Here is a 22,366-nt window from a genome sequence, read left to right on the forward strand (position 1 = left end):
TTTTGATCCTCCTTTGATTAACGTTTACTGAATTGGAATCTTCTACGAGCTTTACGACGTCCTGGTTTCTTACGCTCAACCATACGGTCATCACGTGTTACTAAACCTTTAGCGCGTAATGCAGGTTTAACTTCTGGGTTAAGCTCAACCAAAGCTTTTGCGATCGCTAGGCGAACAGCTTCTGCTTGACCTTTAACACCACCTCCGTTAACGTTTACTTTTACATCAAAGTTTGCTAATTCACCAGCTACGCTCAATGATTGTGTAGCGATATATTGCAAAGGTAATGTTGGGAAATACTCTTTGTAGTCTTTACCGTTTATGATAATGTTTCCGCTACCAGCAGTTAAGTAAATGCGGGCAACAGCAGTTTTTCTTCTTCCTGAAGTGTTAGTTGTTGACATGTCGATGCTCCTTAAAATTTAACTGGTTTTGGACTTTGTGCTTCATGTTTGTGCTCAGTACCAGCATAAACGTAAAGGTTCTTAAACAATTGACGACCTAAACGGTTTTTAGGAAGCATACCACGAACAGCTTTCTCAATGATGCGCTCAGGGAATTTAGCCATTAACTCTTTAGGAGAAACGAAACGTTGACCACCTGGGTATCCAGTGTAGCGTACGTAAACTTTGTCGCCTAATTTGTTTCCTGTCAATCTAATTTTGTCTGCATTGATAACAATAACGTTATCTCCACAGTCTACGTGTGGGGTGAATGTAGGCTTGTGCTTACCACGAATTACTTTCGCGATGTTGCTCGCCAAACGCCCCAAAATCTCTCCTTCAGCGTCAACAACGATCCACTCTTTGTTAACGGTGTTCTTGTTGGCAGAGACAGTTTTGTAACTTAACGTATTCACTTGCTTTTGTTTAAATAATTTGTAAATTTTTATTTATCTTCCCCTTATCACAAGGGTCTGCAAAGGTACATCTATTATTCTATATTTTAAAATCTATTTCACTTATTTTATTGAAAACGAGCTAAGTTTCTAACTGGATGGGCCAATCTCAATATTTTTACAACTTCCTCGAATGAATATTGTTACATTAGTTAGTATATTGCAGGAAGAATTTTTAATTATTTAGTGGAAGTAGATGAGATTGAATTTTTTAGATAAACGAGTTGTTCTAAGTTTTGTTGGATTTCTTTTTGGTACAGTCAGCCTAGTGCAGGCTCAGTCAGTGGAGAAGAAGAGCAAGCCCTATGACGCGCGGCTCAAAAATGTACAAGAAATATTAAAGCAAGGGAAAATCGGTCCTGGTGTAGATTCTTTAGATGCCATATTAGCGGATTACCCAAAAGCAGATGAGATCTATTTCACGAAGGCTATCCTTTTCGCTCAAATGCGAAATCAAGATGCCGCAATAGATGCCATAAAGGCAGCCCTAGAAATCCAACAGAAGCCTGAGTATCTAAGTTTCGCAGTCGATGCTTTTAAAAGTAAAAATGATGCGGATAGTGCACTGATCTATCTGGATAAATTGATCAACATAGATGAAAATAACACAGCTTCATTGAAACGTGAACGTATCATGTTGCTTTTTAATGGGGGATATAAAGACATAGCGCTCGAATATTTTCTTAAAACAAAAGAAATCGAAACTCCTTCCGATACGCTTGATATGGTGGGTAGTGTGCTGTTGAATGACGCTGGCGACTATAATGCTGTAATCGGTCTCCTGAAACCTTGGGCTGATAAAGGTACTAAATTGGCTCAGGTATACGGACAATTGGCACAGGCTTATAATCTTTCTAAAAACTCAAAACTTGCATTGGAATATATAAATAAGGGAATTCAAACTTCGCAGGAGGACTTCCTTTATTTTGATTTAGCCGACCTGTACCGGATAGATAAGAAAAGCAAATTATCATTTGATGCATTAAAAAAAGGATTTCAATCTAAAAAAATTGATTTCGGAGACAAAAATAGAATTATCATGACCTTGTTGGGACCTAAGAGTCCCTATTCCAATGCGCAGCTTTTGGAATTAGCCAATATTTTAGTTGAGGTGCACCCGCGCATTGCAGAAAGCCATATGGCCAAAGGGCAGGTATTGTGGCTGAACGAAGATAAAACAGCAGCACAAAGCTCGCTGGCAGTAGCAGTAAGTATGAATCCTTATCAGATCGATGCGTGGCGGATGTTGATGAGCCTGGATATGGATAAAGGAGAATTTGATCAAGCTATAGCCCATGGGGGAGAAGCCCTACATTATGTGGCCAATAATTCTACCATACTCTATTTCACAAGTATGGCCTACCTGATGAAAAAAGATACAGAGAATAGCCGTAAGTTTATGGAGGCAGCCTTGAATAATGCGCAGGACGAAACTCCTTTTTTACAAGCGAATATCTATGGAGGACTGGGTGATATCTACAATACATTAAAGATGTATAAAGAATCGGATGCTGCCTATATGGAGGCGATTAGATTGGACAGCACAAATGTGACCGCCATGAACAATTTAGCGTACTATTTATCGTTAAGAAAAGAGCGGCTGGATGAAGCGACGAAATATGCAGCAATGGCTACTAAATTGCAGCCCAACAACGGAACATTTGAAGATACCTATGCTTGGGTTTTATTTGCCGACGGTAAATATGAAGATGCGCTGGTTTGGATTCAAAAAGCGATGAAAAATACAAATCCACCGACAGCAGTCTTACTTGAGCATTATGGTGATATTTTGGTCAAATTGGGTAAGACCGGTGAAGCGCTCAAACAATGGAATCTAGCACTGGAAAAAGGTCTGGATTCTGATGAAAGTAAACAGAAAATAAAAAAGAAGATTGAGACAAAAAGCTATGTGGAATAAAATTCTTTGGGTAGGTATTCTGGTGATTCTGCTTTCTTCTTGTAGCTCCAAAAAGAAACTATTGAAAGGAGCAGGTCTCAAATCAGAAAATGAACTGGTCATCAAAGATAATACACGTGAAGCAAAGAAAACCTCGCTGCGTAATCTTTTTTTGACCAATTTAAGCTATTCGACGTTTTCGGGAAAGGCGAAAATGCGTCTCGATCTGGGTAAGGATAAGTTTGACGTTACTTCTAATATCCGGATCGAAAAAGATAAAAGGATCTGGATATCGATTTCGGCGACCCTTGGGATCGAAGTTGCTCGCGTTTTAATTACGCCGGATAGCGTACAGATTCTGAATAAGTTTCAGAATGAGTATATGGTCAAACCATTTGACTATCTCTATCGTTTCGCAAGCCCTGATCTTACTTTTTCTAACCTGCAGGATTTACTTTTGGCGAATATATCCGTTAATCTTCTGTCAGATATCGATGCGGTGAATTTGAAACAGGATCCAAATTCTGTGCAGTTGGATGGAAAACTGAATGAACTTGATTTCTTATATAAATTGAACAACAATAATCGCCCCTACCAGTTCAGGCTGTCACAGTTGTCAAAAAAACAACTATTGGAAGCGAATTATGGGGAATATGCAATGGCTTCCGGTCAGGAATTTCCGATGCTGCTAAAAATGATTATTTCAGATGGACGTCAGGAGATAAAAACAGAGATTAATTTTAACAAAGTGACATTTAATGAACCTGTTGAAATGCCTTTTTCAGTGTCATCGCGATATAAAGTAATCCGATAAGAAGTTATCTATTTCCATTAGATTTATTACTTTCGCATTTAGTTTGCTATTGTAAATGAAAAAAATGGGGTTAGGAAAGTAGCAAACACTAAATAAATAGTACTGTAAATGAACTTTAAAAAGACGATATTTGGTATAGTAGCATTCATTTTGATGATTGGTATTTCTGCTGCTCAGACGAGAGCCGAGCTGGAAAAACAGCGGGAGAAACTTACTCGTGAAATTGCTGAATTGCAGAATACTGTGAAAGAAATAGCCAAGGAAAAATCGTTGACACAGCAACAGGTAACAGCCTTAAGTAAGCAGATCAACTTACGTGAACAAAAAATAAATACAATCACTTCTGAGGTAGCAGTCATCAATAAACATATTAATGCGAATACGACGGCAGTAAATAAATTGAAGGCTGAACTGGAAAAAATGAAACGTGATTATGAAAAGATGGTCATGTTTGCTTTTCGTAATCGCAATGCCTACAATAAATTGATGTTTATTTTTGCTTCGAAGGATTTTAATCAAGGATTTAGACGCGTAAAATATTTACAGCAATTTAATGATTCAAGGAAATTAAAGGCTGCGGATATCGAGAATACGAAGAAACAGATCGAGCAAAAAATTGCGCAATTGCAAGCCGATCGAAATAAGCAGGTGGCACTGATGAAAGAGCAAGAAACGGAGAAGAGAACGATCTCTCAACAACGCTCTGTTTACTCTGGGCAATTGAGTGACCTCATTGTTACAGAACGTGGTGTGAAGAAAGATATCACGCAAAAACAAAAAGAAGAGCGTCGCATCAATGCTGCCATCAAAGAAATCATTAGAAGAGAGATTGAAGCTGAGAGAAGACGTGCAGAAGCTGCTCGTCGTGCTGCCGAAGCAGCCGCAGAACGTAATCGGAAAGCAAATGAGTCTGCAAATGCTTCGAAAGGTAAAAGCAATACGACTACAAAAAGTAGTAATACCGCACGGAAATCAGATTCTGAGGTTTTACGTAGCACACCCGAAGCGATCAAACTTTCAAATGATTTTAGGTCTAATCGTGGTAGTTTGCCTTGGCCAGTTTCGAATGCGAAAGTTATGCAAGGTTTTGGTGGTGAAAGCGTCGGTAGAAATGTGAACTGGGATCATGAGTCTGTGAAAATACAAACGTCTAGTGGTGCCGCAGTTAAAGCTGTTTTTGCAGGCGAGGTAAGTAGCGTGTTGACGATGTATGGGCAACGTATTGTGATGATTAAACACGGGGAGTACTTTACAGTATATAATAACTTAGGTAGTGTAAGTGTTTCTAAGGGACAGAAGGTAAGTACAGGTCAAACAATCGGTACGGCAGATGTGGATTCAGATACAGGTGTACCAATGGTCGACTTCTCTGTTTATCAGGGATCAACACCATTGAATCCGATGTCATGGTTGGCTAGATAAGAAATAATTACTATATTTAATAATTATCACTACATTTGTAAAGAGGGAGAATAGATTTAGTTTAAAAGAATTGAAAAACAAGAAATTATAGATATGTCAACATCATTTTTAATCATGGGTTTGGGAGCGAATGAGATTATCCTCATTGTAATAGCATTGTTACTATTATTCGGAGGTAAGAAGATTCCTGAGTTGATGCGCGGATTGGGTAAGGGGGTGAAAGAATTCAAAGAAGGTCAAAAAGAAGATTCTTCGGCTGAAAAGAAATCTGAAGTAGAAGATAACAAATAAGGATAATTTTATCCCATATAGCATAAATACGATTTTGTGAGGAACAAAATCGTATTTTGTTTTATCCTGGACCTATAGCTGAATAGGCCAAACCATTTTTATACTAAAATCCATTTCTAAGCGTTTAAATTATTGTTGATTTTTTAAGAAGGAAAATCAGACCTGGATTTAACAGTAAATTTATGATCAGAAAACAGACGTTAATTTCAATACTAGGAGGGCTATGCTACGTGCTGCCTATCATGGCTCAGGAAAGCGCTGTAGAAGGTATGAGAGAGGCCACACATCAGGTTATTCAAGGAAGGATTGACAGAGAAAAGCAGGAGATTTATCAATATCTGGACAGTGTCAAATCTTCGGGAAATAATCGACAAGATGATTCCACCATTACCGAAGAAGAAATACAGCTCGTTCGCAAACTCAAAGCAATCGAACGAGAAGTGCCCTTAAATTACTCTCCACAGGTGAAAAACCTGATCTCCAAATACACCTCCAACAATTACAATCCTTATATGTGTAGAATGATGGGACTTGGACAATATTACTTTCCAATGTTTGATCGCATCATGGATGAGGTGGGGGTGCCTAGAGAACTGAAATATCTGAGTGTGGTCGAATCGTCTTTGAATCCGCGTGATATTTCAAGTGCTGGTGCTACCGGATTATGGCAGCTTATGTATTATGAGGCAAAGACTTACAACCTGACCGTAGATAGTTATACCGATCAGCGTATGGATCCCATCGCTTCCAGCTACGCGATCGCGAAAATCTTGAAAGAAGCTTATGACGAATATGGTGACTGGCTTTTGGCAATCGCATCATATAATGGCGGAAAAGGTGCTGTTGGACGGGCGATTCAACGTTCGGGTAAAGATAAACCTACTTTTTGGGATATCGCTCCCTATCTGACACAACAAACACAAAACTATATTCCCAAATTCATTGCTATGACTTATGCGATGAAGTATGCCGAGGAAAACGATATAAATGCCGCTGATACAGAGCTCTCTCTGAGAACCCAAGCATTAGACATCAATAAACGGATCTCGTTAAATCAGATAGCAGCAGCTTTAGATGTATCTAAAGAAACCCTCCGCGCACTAAATCCTAGCTTTAAGAAGAATATTTTAAATGGTACAGAGGAAGCTCCACTAAGATTAGTTTTGCCTGTATTGGATAAGAGAATAGCTACCGAGGAGCTATATGCTGCCCTTAATACACCTATACCCACTTCAGTGATGGCTAGTTCGGGTACTAACGAGCCTACCGAACTTTTAAAAGATGGAAAATATAAGGTGAAAGTCGGAGAAACATTTGCTTCAGTAGCTGAGAAATTTGAGGTTACTGTTCAGGATATAAAGTCTTGGAATAACCTACGCGGAAATAAAATCGTACCGGGGCAAAATCTATTGATCAAGAAGGAAGATAATTTTGTCAATGCGAAATTAGCGCATAATGCTGAAAAATCGGTTAAGAAGAGTCAACAACGAGCTGCTAGCCGTACAGCGTATTATGTGGTTAAAAGGGGTGATACCTTATCCCAAATTGCTGATAAAAATGGTGTATCTGTTAGCCGGTTAAAAAGTGATAATGATCTGAATGGAAGCCGGATCAAACCGGGAATGAAATTGAAAGTATCAAAGAAATAGCAACATGGTTATACTAACCATGCTGCATCTTCTTCGTTATCAAATTCCTCTAGGGTAACAGTGACATGCTCTTTTAGGATAGTAGACAATTTGGTGCCATAGTAGTCACTAAAGATTGGGAACTTGTGATGGCTCCGATCAATCAATACCGCTGTTCTCATCTTCCTTAATGGAACATTGAGAAACACACCCAAACCATAGGCCAGTGCTCGACCACTATTTAATACATCATCAACTAGGATGATTGTTTTGTCTTTTGCAATATCAACAGGTAAATCTGTACCAGCACTCAAAGACCGGCTTGTTTTCTTCATGGTAACTTTAATCAAAAGAATTTCCTTGTCTGAGATATCCTTTAATATCGCCTGCAGGCGTTGCGCAAATACATAACCCCGATCTGCAATCCCCACTAAAACAAGTGTTTCGTCTTCAAAATTGTCTTCTAGAATCTGATAGGCAATACGGATAGACTTCTGTTTTATTTGTTCTTTATTTAAGATGAGCGTTTTCTTTGAAGACATAATAGTATTTCAATGATTATAGGGTAAAAATAGGATATTAAATTGTATAAAAAAAGTCCAAAGCCGTTTAAAGCTTTGGACTTTTTTATGTCGATAACTGAATCCCTAGTTCAGTTTATTATCTTTTTCTGCTTTCAATATTTCGGCTGTAAGCGATTTATTGTCTTCCGGTAAACGTCCACCATTATAATAATAGCGTCTCCAGTAAGGTTCGTCTAAATTACTGATCATAACACCCTTGCTGGAAGAAGCATGAGCAAATTTATTATCACCAATATAAACACCCACATGTGTAATGCTTCTACTTCTGATTTTGAAGAATACCAAATCCCCCGCTTTCAACTCATTCTTCTCTACAGTCTTTACTTGCGAATACTGGTTACGACTATTGTAACCCAATGACGTGTTAAATACTTTGTCATATAATTCGTAAGAAAATTTAGAACAATCAATGCCTCGTTTTGAATCCCCACCCAAACGGTATGGAGTACCTAGCCATTCGTAAACAAATTGATAAAGTTTTGTGTTTGTTGTTGCCGAGACTGCAACACCCATAATTTGTGAGAAGTATTCTTTGGCAAGGTTATCAGGATCTGATTCAGGTTTGGAGTTTCTGTTGGTTTGTGCCTGCGACACTAGACATAAGCCGATAAATAGCATTGACGCTATAAATTTCTTTGTTTTCATTAAATCGCTTTTTTGTACAACATTTAACTTTTAAAATTCAATACTGTCATCTATTTTGGACAGCACTGTTGCGAATATAATACAATATCAGTTTAAGGTCAAATTTTTTTAAAGCTATTTAACGAAATTTTAACAATTTTAACATCTTCCTTAACGCTTTTTGGAGATATCGAAATTTAATCGGTCTATCGAACTTTTACTACAAGCAGGTGGTGGTTTCAGGCTCTCAAAAATAGCGGTGTTATGCTAGAATACTATTCTTTAAGGCTCGTTTTTGTGAAACTGAAAAAAAATATTAATTTTCTTTAGGAATGTGATAATATTTGTTCTATATTTACAATACATAAGCAAAAACAATGAACACAAACACAATTATTACAACGATTATTATTACCACCGGGATAAAACTCAGGAGGAAGTAGTTTCATTGTATATAATTGTAGACACAATATTTCGAAGCGCTTTCCTCAAAAGGGAAAGCGCTTTTTTTTGTCACATAAATCAAACTAAACAAACAGTATAGATCAGTATGAAAGTTTTAAAATTTGGAGGAACTTCAGTCGGAACAGTAGAAAGTCTGAAAGCAGTCTTAAGTATTGTTAAAAAATCCTACGACGCTAAGGAAAAGCCCCTTGTGGTATTATCCGCGATGTCGGGTGTAACAAATTTACTAACCCAATTGGCAGAAGACGCAGCTGAAGGGAAGTCCTTTTCGGATGGACTTAAATCTTTGGAAGATAAACATTTTGCAGTCGTGAAAGAACTTCTCGCAGTGAAGTTTCAAAATCCTGTTTTCACGAAACTTAAGTTATTTTTCAATGAGATCGAGGATCTTCTCCAGGGGATTTTTGCACTGAGAGAATTGAGCAATCAAAGCAAAGACTTAATTCTCAGCTATGGTGAGCGTTGCTCCAATTATATGGTTTCTAAGGTCATGGAACAGTACATACCGGAAGCTTTATTTATAGATGCCTCACACTATGTAAAGACTGATTCTAATTTCGGTAATGCCCATTTAAATGAGGCATTGACCGAGCAGCTTGTGAAATCAATGTATATCACCCATGGTGACAAACTGCTGTTTGTGACCGGCTTTATCGGTAGCAACGAGAATGGCCGCATTACCACCTTAGGACGAGGCGGATCGGACTATACAGCCGCTATCTTTGGGTCGATATTGGATGCTACGGCGATCGAAATATGGACTGATGTTAACGGAATGCTGACCGCTGATCCCAGGATCGTGAAAAAAGCATTCTCACTCCCCGTGCTTTCCTATACTGAAGCAATGGAGCTATCTTATTTTGGTGCTAAAGTCATCTACCCGCCCACCATGATCCCTGCATTTTTGAAAAAAATCCCAATTGTCATTCGTAATACTTTTGAACCTGATTTCTCAGGTACGGTGATCCAATTTGATAGTGGAAAGACCGCGCTACCAATCAAAGGAATTTCTTCTATTTCGGATATCTCTGTGATCAATCTAAGTGGATCAGGAATGATCGGCAAGTCAGGGTTTAGCGGACGTCTTTTTACACTGCTGGCTAGGGAGCAAATCAATGTTGTATTGATTACACAATCTTCTTCCGAACACAGTATCACCTTTGCAGTCAACCCATCGGATGCGAAACGCGCGATCCAGCTGATCGAAATGGAATTTGAATTAGAAATTCAGGCGAATAAATTAGTCATCCCCGCTATCGAGGAAAATCTATCTGTATTGGCCATTGTCGGTGAAAATATGAAACGTACTCCGGGAATGTCCGGTAGGTTATTTTCTGCACTTGGAAGGAATGGTATCAATGTCCGAGCAATAGCACAAGGCTCATCCGAATACAATATTTCGGTCATCATCGGCAAAGAAGATTTAGCTAAAGCACTTAATGCTGTTCATGATGCTTTTTTTGCGGAGTTGAAAAAGACTTTGCATGTGTTTAATATCGGTACAGGTAACATCGGTGCGACGCTATTTAAACAATTAGAGGATCAGCATGATTTTCTGCTCGATAAAAATGATATTGAGATCAAAGTTGTTGGAATTTCCAATAGCCGTAAAATGTTGTTCAATACCGAAGGTGTGGAACTAGATAATTGGTCAGCTGAACTCGAGAAAAATGGTTCCGAGGCAGATCTGGCTTTATTTATCGAAAAAATGAAAGCCCTGAACTTGCCAAACTGTGTTTTCATTGATAATACGGCTAGTAAATTGCCCGCAACATATTATGAAGATATCTTTAAATCCAATATCTCCATCGTAACCTGTAACAAAATCGCAAATTCTGGAAAATATGCGCAATATAAGACGCTTCGCGATACTGCACATAAACATGGAGTGGATTTCTTCTATGAAACAAATGTTGGGGCCGGATTGCCTATCGTAAGGGTTCTTAAAGACTTGATGCTCAGTGGTGACCGTATCTTAAAGATCGAGGCTATTCTTTCAGGTACTATATCTTACATCTTCAATAATTTCAAAGACGATGCTACTTTTTTCAATGTTGTAAAGCAAGCACAAGAATTGGGCTATACCGAACCGGATCCAAGGGACGATCTGGGGGGAATAGACTTTATGCGTAAAATGTTGATTTTAGCCAGAGACGCTGGTTATCCTGTTGAAGCGGAAGATGTAGATCTCGGGCCAATTCTTCCGGAAGCCTGCCTGAAAGCCGAGACTGTAGATTCCTTCTACACTGAACTACAAAAGGAGAATACCTATTTTGAAGAGATGAAAGCGCGCGCTGCCCGCGAGAACAAAGTAATCCGATATATCGGAAAACTGGAGAATGGAAAGGTTTCCATTGCGATCCAATTTGTGGATGAAAATCATCCTTTTTATGCGCTGTCTGGTAGTGATAATATTATTTCATTTACGACAGAACGGTATAAAGAGCGTCCTTTGGTTGTAAAAGGCCCAGGTGCTGGAGCGGAAGTGACTGCAGCAGGTGTTTTTGCAGATTTAGTTAACGTAGGTGCATAAAACTATTTTAGAGGAAATAACGACTGAAGTAATGGCCAATAATTTAAATGTAGAATATCTAAAAGGTAAAGTAATCGATTTAGACAAGATGTTACCCGAAGTTCGGGTATTTGCTCCCGCAACTGTAGCGAATATGATCTGTGGTTTTGATATACTGGGCTTTGCTGTGGAGCAGCCAGGAGATGAGGTGATCATGCGACGCAAGCAGCAACCCGGCGTGACTATAAAGCAAATTACAGGAGATGACGGTAGACTCCCGCTCGATCCGAGCAAAAATACCGTTTCGGCTTGTGTTCAGTACCTGTTGCAGGCGCTAAATATTGCTTCGAAAGTAGGTGTTGAAATTGAATTGCACAAGCACATGCCAATCGGATCTGGCTTGGGATCCAGTGCCGCGAGTACGGTGGCTGGGCTCTTTGCGATTAATGTTATGCTTGGTAATCCATTGACAAAAGAAGAACTTTTACCATTTTGTGTCGAGGGGGAACGGTTGGCCTGTGGCACCGGACATGCTGATAACGTTGCACCAGCGCTTTATGGTGGTATTACGTTGATCAGAGGAAACGAACCTTTAGATGTTATTTCAATTCCTTCACCGAAGGAGTTAGTGGCAGCCGTCGTATTTCCACAAGTAGATGTCCCTACACGTGATGCCCGACAATTAATTAAAGATAAAGTGCTATTAAAAGATGCTGTAACACAATGGGGCAATATTGCTGGGTTGGTCGCAGCATTATTTATGGAAGATTATGATTTGATTGCCCGAAGTATGAAAGATATCCTAATTGAGCCTACGCGCGCGATCCTGATTCCACAGTTTTATGAAATGAAGGAAATCGCTCTACAACATGGAGCCTTGAGTTTCGGGATATCCGGTTCAGGTCCCTCGGTAGTCGCGATCACACGGGATGAGCAGATCGCAAAAAGTATTGCAGACAGAATTCAGGCTCATCTCAAAGAAAATGAAATCGACAGCTTCGGTTATGTGTCAAAGGTAAATATCGAAGGACCAAGGGTGTTAAATTAGAGATTTTACTGTACCATGCGTGTAAAAACTAAGCAAGGTGCAAAGTATCTTACTGATTGCATAAAAATCGTATAATGTGCTCTTTTTGATTAATCAGAATAAATGTACATCAAATAAGTATTAAAAGATGAAATTTTACAGTACAAATAATAAGACATTAGCTGTTTCTTTTAAAGATGCAGTGTTTAATTCGCTGCCAGCGGATAAAGGGTTGTATATGCCCGAGCAAATTCCGCAATTGGATCCATTGTTTATCAAAAATATACAACAATATTCCCTACAGGAAATTGCTTTGGAGGTTGCTTCAACTCTTTTGGGCAATGATATTCCTAAACCAGATCTAAAGAAGATTGTTGATGAAGCGATTAATTTTGAGGCACCCGTAAAATTCCTGAACAACAGTACAGCTGTTTTGGAGCTATTTCACGGGCCTTCTTATGCCTTTAAGGATTTTGGAGCCCGGTTTATGAGCCGTATCATGGGGTATTTTTCTAAAGCCGACGATAAGTTGCTGGACGTACTTGTCGCAACTTCTGGTGATACAGGAGGGGCTGTAGCCTTAGGTTTCTTAGGGGTAGAGGGAACTCGCGTTACAATATTATACCCCAAAGGCAAAGTCTCCGAGGTGCAGGAGCTTCAGTTGACTACAAATGGGCAAAATATACGCGCATTAGAGGTAGATGGTACATTTGACGACTGTCAGGCACTTGTGAAGCAGGCTTTTAATGATGGGGAACTCAATCAGACTTTGCGGTTAACATCGGCCAATTCAATTAATATTGCCCGATTGATCCCACAGACCTTTTATTACTTTTATGCCTACGCGCAACTAAGATCCCAAGGGATCAATGAAGTCGTATTTACTGTGCCAAGTGGTAATTTTGGGAATATTGGGGCAGGTTTATTGGCTTACAAAATGGGGCTTCCTGTCAAACATTTTGTGGCAGCGACAAATGTCAACGATACAGTACCACGATTCCTTTCTTCGGGACAATATGAGCCTAAACCTTCTGTTCAGACATTGAGTAATGCTATGGATGTTGGAGACCCAAGCAACTGGGTACGGATTCAGGATCTTTTTGCAGCTAATCTAGCGGAGTTAAAAGCTATGCTCTCTTCTTATACCTTTACTGACGAGGAAACAAAAGTTGGGATGGATAAGCTTGTTAAAGATGCAAATTATATCGCCTGTCCTCATACTGCCATTGCTTGGTTGGGAGCACAAGCCTATGCGAAGGAATATCCAGGTACTTACGCTTCGGTATTCTTATCGACGGCACATCCTTGTAAATTTCCGGATGCAATAGATGCTGATGTATTTGCAAAAATTGTATTGCCGGACGGTGCAGAAGCGTTGCAGGGAAAAGAAAAATTAGCGGAACCTTTGGCGGTAAACTTCGAAGCGTTCAAAAGATATCTAATCAACCATAACTAAACCCGAAGGGGGCGATCTTTTTGAACGTCCCCCTTTTTCTCTATTCGTAACTCCTCCCATAATCTCTTTTCAAATCTTTAATTCTTTGAGGGGCTTTCACTTTTTGGATAGTGTTTTTATAAACTAGCTCTTATCGATGATGGCTTAGGTATTAGCTGTTTTTGTTGCTTATGCTATTTATATCGTATGTTTCATTTGGATGTCGAAATAATAAGTTAATTTTGCAGTAATGAAATCAGTTTATTTGAATAAGGGTAAGGATAAAGCTGCCTGGCAATTGCATCCTTGGGTATTTTCTGGAGCAATTAAATCATTGTCCGATAAGATTGAAGATGGCGAAATTGTAGGGGTTTACAATGCCGAGCGTGAGTTTATTGCGTATGGATTGTTTCACAATAGTTCGCGGGTGGCCATCCGTTTACTGGAATGGAATCCACAAGCTCAGATTGATGCGGATTGGTGGCGCACCCGTATTCAAAAGGCGGTGGCAGCTAGACAACATTTGCTGCAGGAAGGCATTACCAATACCGTTCGTTTGATTTTTGCCGAGGCAGACTTTCTTCCTGGATTAATTGCGGATAAGTATGCTGATTTTATTTCTATTCAGGTCCATTCTGTAGGAGTAGAAAAAGTTAAAGATATCATTATTGCGGAGCTAAATATGTTGCTAAATCCTACTGGAATTTATGAGCGGAGTGATCTGAAATCTCGTGAGCATGAGGGCCTACCAGATACAAATGGTCTTTTGTCGGGAGAGGTACCACCTGAATTTGTGGACGTCATCGAAAATGGCCTTCATTATAAGGTAAATATCATTGATGGGCAAAAATCAGGTTTCTATTGTGACCAACGTGAGAATAGGTTATTGACAGCGCAGTATGTTATCAATAAAAAGGTATTGGATTGTTTCTGTTATTCTGGTGGATTTACATTGAACAGCTTAAAAGCTGGTGCAAGTGAAGTTGTGTCCGTAGATAGCTCTGCGTTGGCGATTGAAACTCTTGAAAAAAATGTAGCCGAAAACGGATTTGAGCCAAGTCGGCATAAAGCGATATTGTCTGACGTCAATAAGCAATTGCGTAAGTTTGTAGATGAGGGTGAAAAATTCGATTTGATAGTCTTGGATCCTCCAAAGTATGCACCTTCCCGTTCAGCTTTGGAAAGAGCGTCACGGGCTTATAAAGATTTAAATCGTCGGGGTTTAATGCTGTTGAATAGCGGTGGGTTATTGGCGACATTCTCATGTTCTGGAGCGATGGATATGGACACCTTTAAACAGGTGCTTGCCTGGGCCGCATTGGACGCAGGTAAAGAGATACAGTTTATTCGACAATTCCATCAACCCGAAGATCATCCTGTTAGGGCCTCCTTTCCAGAGGGAGAATACCTCAAAGGACTGTTGGTACGCGTATTATAAATAAATGCAGATATATAGGTTGATTTGAATAAATCGACCTTTTTAATTTAAAGCGAAATCATGATCAAAGAAAAAGAAACTAGACCTATTTTTTCTATTTTGTTTGCCGTGAGTATGGTGCACCTGCTGAATGATCTTATTCAGGCTGTAATTCCTGCCACATACCCTTTATTAAAAGAAGAGCATCACTTGAGTTTTTCTCAGGTGGGGATGATTACATTAGTATATCAGATTGCCGCTTCAATTTTTCAGCCTGTTGTAGGCTCATTTACGGACAAACATCCTGTTCCATATTCACAGATTATCGGTATGTCCTTTTCGCTTGTAGGCATGTTGTTGTTTTCCCAGGCACATAGCTATGCATGGATATTGTTCTCCGTTTTTCTCGTTGGGATCGGATCCTCAATTTTCCATCCGGAGTCCTCACGTGTGGCTTACATGGCCTCAGGTGGCAGAAGGAGTATGGCACAGTCCATTTTTCAGATCGGTGGGAATGCAGGGACAGCTCTAGCACCTATTATAGTTGCTTTTCTGGTCTTACCTCGAGGGCAGCAGGCTATTGCTTGGATGTGCTTATTTACAATTGTTGGCCAGTTTATTTCCTATTATATCGGCACTTGGTATAAGCGTCGTCTTGCAAATGTTTCGAGATCAACAAAAAGGAATATTCGTGTTCCAGATCTTCCCAATTCACGTATTGTCGCAACTGTCATTATCCTATTGTTGTTAATCGTTTCTAAATATTTCTATATCGCAAGTATTACTAATTATTTTCAGTTTTACACGATGAAAAAATTTGGCATCAATGAGGTGGAGGCACAGGTTTACTTGTTTTATTTTCTGATCGCCGTTGCGGTTGGCACCTTATTAGGGGGAGCATTTGGGGATCGTTTTGGAAGGAAATATGTGATTTGGTTCTCCGTTTTAGGCGTAGCTCCCTTCGCTTTGGCCTTACCCTATGTTGGTCTTACAATGACCGGGATACTGATTGTGATCATCGGATTAATATTGTCATCCGCTTTTCCTGCAATTATTGTATATGCACAGGAGTTATTGCCTAAGAAGTTGGGTATGGTCTCTGGTTTGTTTTATGGATTTGCATTTGGCATGGGAGGGATCGGGTCTGCCGTACTCGGATGGCAGGCAGATCATACATCCATCGAATTTATTTACCATCTGTGTTCGTATTTACCCTTAATCGGTGTCGTCGCCTATTTTCTTCCTAATCTACAGAAAACGCCCTATAAAGAGATTTAGAATATGATATATTAAAAAGCGGGAGTGTCCAAAAAGGTTGGATACTCCCGCTTTTCTTTAGTATTATTCGTATCCCCTTAAAACCTCTTTTGAAGTAATCAATTCTCAGGGGGCTTTTACTTTTTGGGCAATTTTCTCTTTTATACTATTTGATACAGTCCATCCAGGCTGCTGCCATTAATTGTGCTCCAGCTAGAGTAGGGTGCACACCATCCGCTGCCCAATAGGCTCCTGGGGCAGTCTTTTGGGCATTATCAAAGATTTTTTGATAGGGAAGGAGTATCGCGTTGAATTCTTTCGCAACATTACGTGCAGTCTCTTGATAGGCTAAAAATTTGGGGTACCAAGCATCCGTGATATGGCCTACACCTTTTATAGCAAAAGGTTCTCCAATAATCAGTTTAACATTCGGAAGTTTTTGTAGTGTCTCATGCAACAATTGCTGGTACTGCGATTTATATTCTTCAACGGTCGTTTTGGCGCCGCGGTCTATCGTTCGCCAAAAATCATTTACGCCGATCAAGATACTTAATACTGTTGGTTTGAATGCCAATGTATCCTCCGCCCAACGTTTTTGAAGGTCGGGAACACGATTGCCACTAATCCCAGTATTATAGACCTTCAGTTTCTTTGCGGCATATTTATTCAATAATTCGCTTGTGGCCAACAAGGCATACCCCTGACCTAGGGCTTTGGTGTCATTGGGATTTCTGTTATTCCTATCGCGGCCTACATCCGTAATGGAATCCCCCTGAAATAGGATGACATCTTCGTCATTCAAACTTATTTTTGAAGATTTGAAACTATCTTCATGGGCATAAGCTTCGTTGCCCAATAAATTGGCTCCAGTCAAAAGACCGGCGCCAATGATACTTTTTTTGATAAATGATCTGCGGTTTGTGCTCATTATTAGGTTTTTGTTATGCTTAAAGTTACATACTTTAAGCATACTTTTCCAAACCTTTTATAATGATGTTACAGGCTTTTTCAATTTCAGCTTCCGTAATGGTCAATGGTGGAGCCACGCGAAGTGCTGTTTCACAGTGAAGATACCAGTCAATCATAACACCATGCTCTGCACAGTATTTACTGACGTTATAAACCTGCTCAAAGTTGTCCAATTGTAAGCACATCATAAGGCCTTGGCCCCGGATTTCTTTAATTGCTGGATGACTGAGCTTTTCCCTAAATAAGTTGGCCTTATGGGCTACCTGTTCAACCAGTTTTTCGGATTTGATCACTGCGAGCGATGCACGTGCGGCAGCACAGCTCACGGGATGTCCTCCGAATGTGGTGATATGACCCAACATTGGATTGTCTTTAATGACATCCATTACTTCTTTAGCGGCAACAAAGGCGCCCAATGGCATACCGCCACCAATGCCTTTGGCCAACATCAGTATATCAGGTACAATACCGAAATGTTCGAAGGCAAACAGTTTTCCTGTACGACCAAAACCAGTCTGGATTTCATCGAAAATTAAAAGGGTGCCAGTTTCGTCACAACGTTTTCTTACCGCTTGCATATAGGCTATATCTGGGACCCTGACACCAGCCTCTCCTTGAATAGCCTCTAGGATCACAGCGGCTGTTTCAGTTGTAATTTTCGTTAAGTCTTGCGGGTCATTAAACGTAATAAAGTCTATTTCTGGAAGGAGTGGGGCATAAGCCTTACGATAATCATCGTTTCCAATAAGGCTAAGTGCACCCTGTGTACTTCCATGGTAGGCCTTTTTTGCAGCGATAATCTGTCTCCGTCCAGTATATTTCTTGGCTATTTTCATAGACCCTTCGACAGCTTCCGCACCACTGTTGGTCAGGTATACTGATTGAAAATTTGTAGGTAATTCCGCAAGTAATTCTGTTGCAAACTGGACTTGAGGGGCTTGTACAAATTCACCATAAACAGTGACATGCAAATACTGATCGAGCTGAGCCTTTATTGCTTCGAGTACCTTGGGGTGACGATGTCCGATATTACTCACATTAAAACCGGAGACAAGATCCATATATTCTTCCCCATTTGGCCCATAAAGGTAGACACCCTCGGCCTTAACCACTTCAACCAACCTAGGTGAGCTAGAGGTTTGAGCAGTGTTCATCAAAAATAATTCTCTATTGCTTAGCATGATTTTACAAATGTCCGAAAATAAAAAAGAAGTCTTCAAGACTTCTTTTTTATTTTTGAGATTATTTCCGCCTATTTTGTAAAGATTTGTAGAGATGCTCCCTGAACTCCTGTTCTACTTCAAAAAACTGTGAAGCTCGGGCGTTGCCTATCACCTTGGCAAATTTTGCGCGGTACTCCTTTTTTATCTGTACTTCTTTGGCATCATATTGCAATACATCCCTCGATCCACCTCTAAAACTGTTTTTAGGGGCTCCATTCAGTTTCTCTTTCCGGATATCCCATAATGTTTGGCTATATTCATTATAGAGTGGAAAGAATTGCTGTGCTTCTTTGGGTGTTAAATCTAGTTCCTTAGTAATATAAGCTATCTTTTCATTTTCAATAGCTTGAAATCGATTTTTGTCTTGCGCAAAGCCCAAGGCAATAGAAAATATACTAAAGAACAATGTTATCCATATGTTTTTTTTGTTGAACATCATTATAAGGTATAGTTTAGATAATCTTCTATCTCTTGTTTAGATATGTTAGTACCAAATCCTTTCGTTGGAAGATTTGTTTCATCCGTATATTGGGACATATATATTATGTCATCACCTGAAGCCGATGCCGAAAGGTAATTAATAATTTCCTGCTTGGGTATTTCAGATAAATGTTGACTGAGCTGTTCTTCGGCTACATTATCTTGTACGATCGTATTTTGCTGCTGGAATTGATAGCCCCAATATCCACCTAGACCTAACATGGCTGTGAACGAAGCTGCTACTGCATATCGGGTATACCATTTTTTTGGTTTTCCTAAGCGACGGATCGGAGTTGAATCTCTTTCTTCTTTTATGTCCTGAATAGCCCCGATAATTTTGTCTGAAAGCGTATCAAAATAATGTGGTGGCAGGTCAAAACCTGTGACAGGAACCGTATCTTTTAATTTTTCTTCTGCAACACGAGCGAAAATAGCATCTTCAAGATCTGCATGATAATTTACAGGAAGAGCGAAACCATCCGTTGAGATAGCTTCCTTCAATTCTGCTTCTGCAATACGAGAAAAAATAGCATCTTCAAGATCTGCATGATAATTTACAGGAAGAGCGAAACTATCCGTTGAGATAACTTCCTTCAATTCTGCTTCTGCAATACGAGAGAAAATAGCATCTTCAAGATCCGCATGATAATCTACAGGAACAGCAAAGCCATCCGATTTGATTTTTTCTTTTAAGTTTTCTTCCGAAATTCGATGAAAAATGTCTCCTGTCAATTTATCCGAATACTGTTCAGGAATAGCGAAGCCATCTACAGTGACTTGAGCTTTGAGAGAGTCTGCTGCTATTTTGCTCAACACAACATCAGGGAGCGAATCAAAGTATCCTTCAGGAACCTCAAATACAGATTCATCTTTGCATTCTATCCATTTGACTTGCGCTATTATTTTAGATTCTAAATCACTGAAATAATTTTCAGGCACGCCAAAAGGATTTTCACGCAATGATTCTGGAAGATGATTAGATTCCAGCCCATCATGATATGTGCTATTTTCCTTCATAGTATTTGTTAGAACCGAATTTCGCTAAAAGGTTTAATCGTGGTTGTTAAAAAAAGCCTCTATTTTTTTTACTGCCAAATGATAAGATGCTTTTAATGCACCAACACTTGTGCCTAATACATTAGAAATCTCTTCATACTTCATGTCTTCAAAATATTTCATATTGAAAACTAATTTCTGTTTCTCTGGCAATGTTAATAAAGCCTGTTGCAATTTCATTTGAGCTTTGTCGCCATTAAAGTAATTGCCATCCGCAAGTGTTTCTGCTAAGTAAGCAGTCGTGTCGTCATCCAACGACACGTTCTGCTTTTGCTTTTTTTTATTTAAGAATGTAATACATTCGTTTGTTGCAATTCGATATAGCCAAGTATACAATTGTGAGTCTTCACGGAAGTTCCCGAGATTCTTCCATACTTTGACGAAAATATCCTGAACGACATCATCTGCATCATCATGATCGATTACCATTCTTCGCACATGCCAATAAATCTTTTGTTGATACTTTTTCAACAATAAACGGAAAGCTTCTTCTCGCGTACTTTCTTCGGCGAATTTTGCTATAATTAAAGCGTCATCCATATATTGACCTGTGTAGTTTTCTTATTTTCTTTTGATTACTTTCTGAGCCGCAGCAACGATCGCGTCAGCGTTCAAACCGTATTTTTCCATGAGTTGTGCTGGAGTACCTGATTCGCCAAAACTATCGTTTACCGCTACATATTCTTGCGGACTAGGCAATTCTTTGGCTAATACCTGTGCAACGCTGTCGCCCAATCCACCAAGACGGTTGTGCTCCTCAGCAGTCACGACACATTTCGTTTTAGCAACTGATTTCAAGATCGCTTCTTCGTCCAACGGTTTGATCGTATGGATATTGATGATTTCGGCGTTGATACCCAATTCTGCTAATTTTTCACCCGCTTGGATGGCTTCCCATACCAAGTGGCCCGTAGCGATGATGGTTACATCTGTACCTTCATTCAATAAGATTGCCTTTCCGATGACAAATTCTTGATCAGCTGGAGTAAAGTTAGGAACTACCGGACGACCAAAACGTAAATAAACCGGACCTTCAAATTTCGCTGCCGCAATAGTTGCGGCTTTTGTTTGGTTGAAGTCACAAGGGTTAATTACAGTCATTCCAGGTAACATTTTCATCAATCCGATATCTTCCAAAATTTGGTGTGTAGCACCATCTTCACCCAAGGTTAATCCTGCATGAGAAGCAGCAATTTTTACATTTTTACCCGAGTACGCAATAGATTGACGGATTTGGTCATAAACACGACCTGTAGAGAAGTTGGCAAATGTACCTGTGAAAGGAACTTTACCACCAATAGTAAGTCCTGCCGCGATGCCCATCATGTTTGCTTCAGCAATACCGATTTGGAAAAAGCGTTCTGGGAATTCTTTGATAAAATCGTTCATTTTCAATGAACCGATTAAATCAGCACATAATGCTACTACATTTTCATTTTGTTTTCCAGCTTCCAATAAGCCAGCTCCGAAACCTGAACGTGTATCTTTTGACTCTGTGTAAGTATATTTTTTCATTTCTAGTAATCTCCTAAAGTTTCAGTAAGTTGATTCAATGCCGACGCCAATTGTTCGTCATTTGGAGCAACACCGTGCCATTTATGAGAACCCATCATGAAATCAACACCTTTTCCCATCTCTGTGTGCAATAAGATAACCACTGGTTTACCTTTTCCGGTACGTGATTTTGCTTCTTCTAAGCCCGCAACTACTGAAGCCATATCATTTCCTTTAGTCACTTCCATCACATCCCAGCCAAAAGCTTCCCATTTTGCACGAAGATCGCCTAATGACAGCACCTGATCTGTCGATCCGTCTATCTGTGCATTATTATAATCAACAGTCGCAATCAAGTTGTCAATCTTGTTGTGTGGCGCATACATTGCAGCTTCCCAAACCTGGCCTTCCTGCAATTCACCATCACCCATTAATACATAAACTAGATTATTGTCTTTATTCAATCTTTTTGCCTGTGCGGCACCGATAGCAACGGATAATCCCTGACCCAAAGATCCTGACGCAATACGGATGCCTGGAAGACCTTCGTGTGTCGTTGGGTGACCCTGTAGTCTGGAATTGATTTTTCTGAATGTCGCCAATTCGCTTACTTCAAAATAACCCGCATGTGCCAATGTACTGTAAAATACAGGTGAAATGTGTCCGTTTGACAAGAAGAATAAATCCTCTCCTTTTCCATCCATATCAAAGGAAGGATTACGTTTCATTGCATTGAAATAAAGCGCCACAAAGTAATCTGTACAACCTAAAGAACCACCTGGGTGTCCTGATTGACAAGCGTGTACCATACGTACGATATCACGTCTTACTTGTGATGCAATTTGTTCTAGTTTGTTAATATCTGCACTCATT

The 22,366-nt window shown here is 39.7% G+C and carries 21 protein-coding genes; 10 read left to right on the forward strand and 11 right to left on the reverse strand.

Features of this window, described 5'->3' with window-relative positions:
* Window positions 1-17: 17 nt before the first annotated feature.
* Window positions 18-404: a 30S ribosomal protein S9 gene (gene rpsI / locus OGI71_RS23670; RefSeq protein WP_077437656.1), complete on the reverse strand. Its 387-nt coding sequence runs from the start codon at window positions 402-404 to the stop codon at window positions 18-20.
* 11 nt (window positions 405-415) lie between these two features.
* On the reverse strand, window positions 416-859 hold the full coding sequence (gene rplM / locus OGI71_RS23675) for a 50S ribosomal protein L13 (protein ID WP_120262245.1): 444 nt from the start codon (window positions 857-859) through the stop codon (window positions 416-418).
* Between the two features lie 235 nt (window positions 860-1,094).
* On the opposite strand from rplM, the gene OGI71_RS23680 reads away from it, so the two are divergent.
* The 5 genes from OGI71_RS23680 (at window position 1,095) to OGI71_RS23700 (ending at window position 6,971) form a co-directional block, all read left to right on the forward strand.
* Window positions 1,095-2,816 (forward strand): hypothetical protein, encoded by a 1,722-nt coding sequence (locus OGI71_RS23680; RefSeq protein ID WP_282252432.1) that lies wholly within the window; start codon window positions 1,095-1,097, stop codon window positions 2,814-2,816.
* Window positions 2,806-3,609, forward strand: a complete 804-nt coding sequence (locus OGI71_RS23685; protein WP_282252434.1) for a DUF4292 domain-containing protein — start codon at window positions 2,806-2,808, stop codon at window positions 3,607-3,609. The genes OGI71_RS23680 and OGI71_RS23685 overlap by 11 nt, the downstream gene beginning before the upstream one ends.
* 108 nt (window positions 3,610-3,717) lie before the next feature.
* The gene (locus tag OGI71_RS23690; RefSeq protein WP_282252435.1) at window positions 3,718-5,031 is read left to right on the forward strand and encodes a peptidoglycan DD-metalloendopeptidase family protein; all 1,314 of its coding nucleotides are present in this window, start codon (window positions 3,718-3,720) and stop codon (window positions 5,029-5,031) included.
* A 93-nt stretch (window positions 5,032-5,124) separates the two neighbouring features.
* A complete protein-coding gene (gene tatA, locus OGI71_RS23695) occupies window positions 5,125-5,322 on the forward strand; it encodes a twin-arginine translocase TatA/TatE family subunit (RefSeq protein WP_208642640.1) in 198 nt (65 codons plus the stop codon).
* A gap of 182 nt (window positions 5,323-5,504) precedes the next feature.
* Window positions 5,505-6,971: a LysM peptidoglycan-binding domain-containing protein gene (locus tag OGI71_RS23700; protein WP_282252437.1), complete on the forward strand. Its 1,467-nt coding sequence runs from the start codon at window positions 5,505-5,507 to the stop codon at window positions 6,969-6,971.
* Window positions 6,972-6,979: 8 nt separating this feature from the next.
* Here OGI71_RS23700 and OGI71_RS23705 read toward each other — a convergent pair whose 3' ends face one another.
* Both OGI71_RS23705 and OGI71_RS23710 read right to left on the reverse strand, forming a co-directional pair.
* Window positions 6,980-7,492 carry a phosphoribosyltransferase family protein gene (locus OGI71_RS23705; protein WP_120262251.1) on the reverse strand — a complete coding sequence of 171 codons (513 nt, stop codon included), beginning with the start codon at window positions 7,490-7,492 and terminating at the stop codon, window positions 6,980-6,982.
* A 105-nt stretch (window positions 7,493-7,597) separates the two neighbouring features.
* Complete coding sequence (locus OGI71_RS23710) at window positions 7,598-8,179, reverse strand: NlpC/P60 family protein (RefSeq protein ID WP_120262252.1); 582 nt, start codon at window positions 8,177-8,179, stop codon at window positions 7,598-7,600.
* 529 nt (window positions 8,180-8,708) lie between these two features.
* Between OGI71_RS23710 and thrA the strand changes: the two genes are divergently transcribed.
* The 5 genes from thrA (at window position 8,709) to OGI71_RS23735 (ending at window position 16,292) form a co-directional block, all read left to right on the forward strand.
* Window positions 8,709-11,156, forward strand: coding sequence for a bifunctional aspartate kinase/homoserine dehydrogenase I (gene thrA, locus OGI71_RS23715; RefSeq protein WP_282252438.1), 2,448 nt, complete (start codon window positions 8,709-8,711; stop codon window positions 11,154-11,156).
* Window positions 11,157-11,244: 88 nt separating this feature from the next.
* A complete protein-coding gene (locus OGI71_RS23720; protein ID WP_282256163.1) occupies window positions 11,245-12,183 on the forward strand; it encodes a homoserine kinase in 939 nt (312 codons plus the stop codon).
* 127 nt (window positions 12,184-12,310) lie between these two features.
* Window positions 12,311-13,618, forward strand: a complete 1,308-nt coding sequence (gene thrC, locus OGI71_RS23725) for a threonine synthase (protein ID WP_282252439.1) — start codon at window positions 12,311-12,313, stop codon at window positions 13,616-13,618.
* Window positions 13,619-13,847: 229 nt separating this feature from the next.
* Window positions 13,848-15,035, forward strand: coding sequence for a class I SAM-dependent rRNA methyltransferase (locus tag OGI71_RS23730; RefSeq protein ID WP_282252440.1), 1,188 nt, complete (start codon window positions 13,848-13,850; stop codon window positions 15,033-15,035).
* A 60-nt stretch (window positions 15,036-15,095) separates the two neighbouring features.
* On the forward strand, window positions 15,096-16,292 hold the full coding sequence (locus OGI71_RS23735; protein ID WP_262903043.1) for an MFS transporter: 1,197 nt from the start codon (window positions 15,096-15,098) through the stop codon (window positions 16,290-16,292).
* 145 nt (window positions 16,293-16,437) lie between these two features.
* Here the strand turns inward: OGI71_RS23735 and OGI71_RS23740 are convergent, their stop codons facing one another.
* The 7 genes from OGI71_RS23740 to OGI71_RS23770 form a co-directional block, all read right to left on the reverse strand.
* Complete coding sequence (locus tag OGI71_RS23740; RefSeq protein ID WP_282252441.1) at window positions 16,438-17,199, reverse strand: SGNH/GDSL hydrolase family protein; 762 nt, start codon at window positions 17,197-17,199, stop codon at window positions 16,438-16,440.
* A gap of 34 nt (window positions 17,200-17,233) precedes the next feature.
* The gene (locus tag OGI71_RS23745) at window positions 17,234-18,421 is read right to left on the reverse strand and encodes an aspartate aminotransferase family protein (protein ID WP_282252443.1); all 1,188 of its coding nucleotides are present in this window, start codon (window positions 18,419-18,421) and stop codon (window positions 17,234-17,236) included.
* Window positions 18,422-18,482: 61 nt separating this feature from the next.
* Window positions 18,483-18,902 (reverse strand): hypothetical protein, encoded by a 420-nt coding sequence (locus OGI71_RS23750; RefSeq protein ID WP_259184299.1) that lies wholly within the window; start codon window positions 18,900-18,902, stop codon window positions 18,483-18,485.
* The gene (locus tag OGI71_RS23755) at window positions 18,902-19,960 is read right to left on the reverse strand and encodes a hypothetical protein (protein ID WP_282252446.1); all 1,059 of its coding nucleotides are present in this window, start codon (window positions 19,958-19,960) and stop codon (window positions 18,902-18,904) included. Before OGI71_RS23755 ends, OGI71_RS23750 begins: the two co-directional genes overlap by 1 nt.
* Window positions 19,961-19,993: 33 nt before the next feature.
* Window positions 19,994-20,539, reverse strand: coding sequence for an RNA polymerase sigma factor (locus OGI71_RS23760; protein ID WP_282252448.1), 546 nt, complete (start codon window positions 20,537-20,539; stop codon window positions 19,994-19,996).
* Window positions 20,540-20,560: 21 nt separating this feature from the next.
* Window positions 20,561-21,514, reverse strand: coding sequence for a transketolase C-terminal domain-containing protein (locus tag OGI71_RS23765; protein ID WP_077437638.1), 954 nt, complete (start codon window positions 21,512-21,514; stop codon window positions 20,561-20,563).
* A gap of 2 nt (window positions 21,515-21,516) precedes the next feature.
* Window positions 21,517-22,365 carry a transketolase gene (locus OGI71_RS23770; protein WP_104385684.1) on the reverse strand — a complete coding sequence of 283 codons (849 nt, stop codon included), beginning with the start codon at window positions 22,363-22,365 and terminating at the stop codon, window positions 21,517-21,519.
* Window position 22,366: the final 1 nt, after the last annotated feature.

Origin of the sequence: Sphingobacterium sp. ML3W (assembly GCF_029542085.1) — a bacterium.
Lineage (GTDB): Bacteria > Bacteroidota > Bacteroidia > Sphingobacteriales > Sphingobacteriaceae > Sphingobacterium.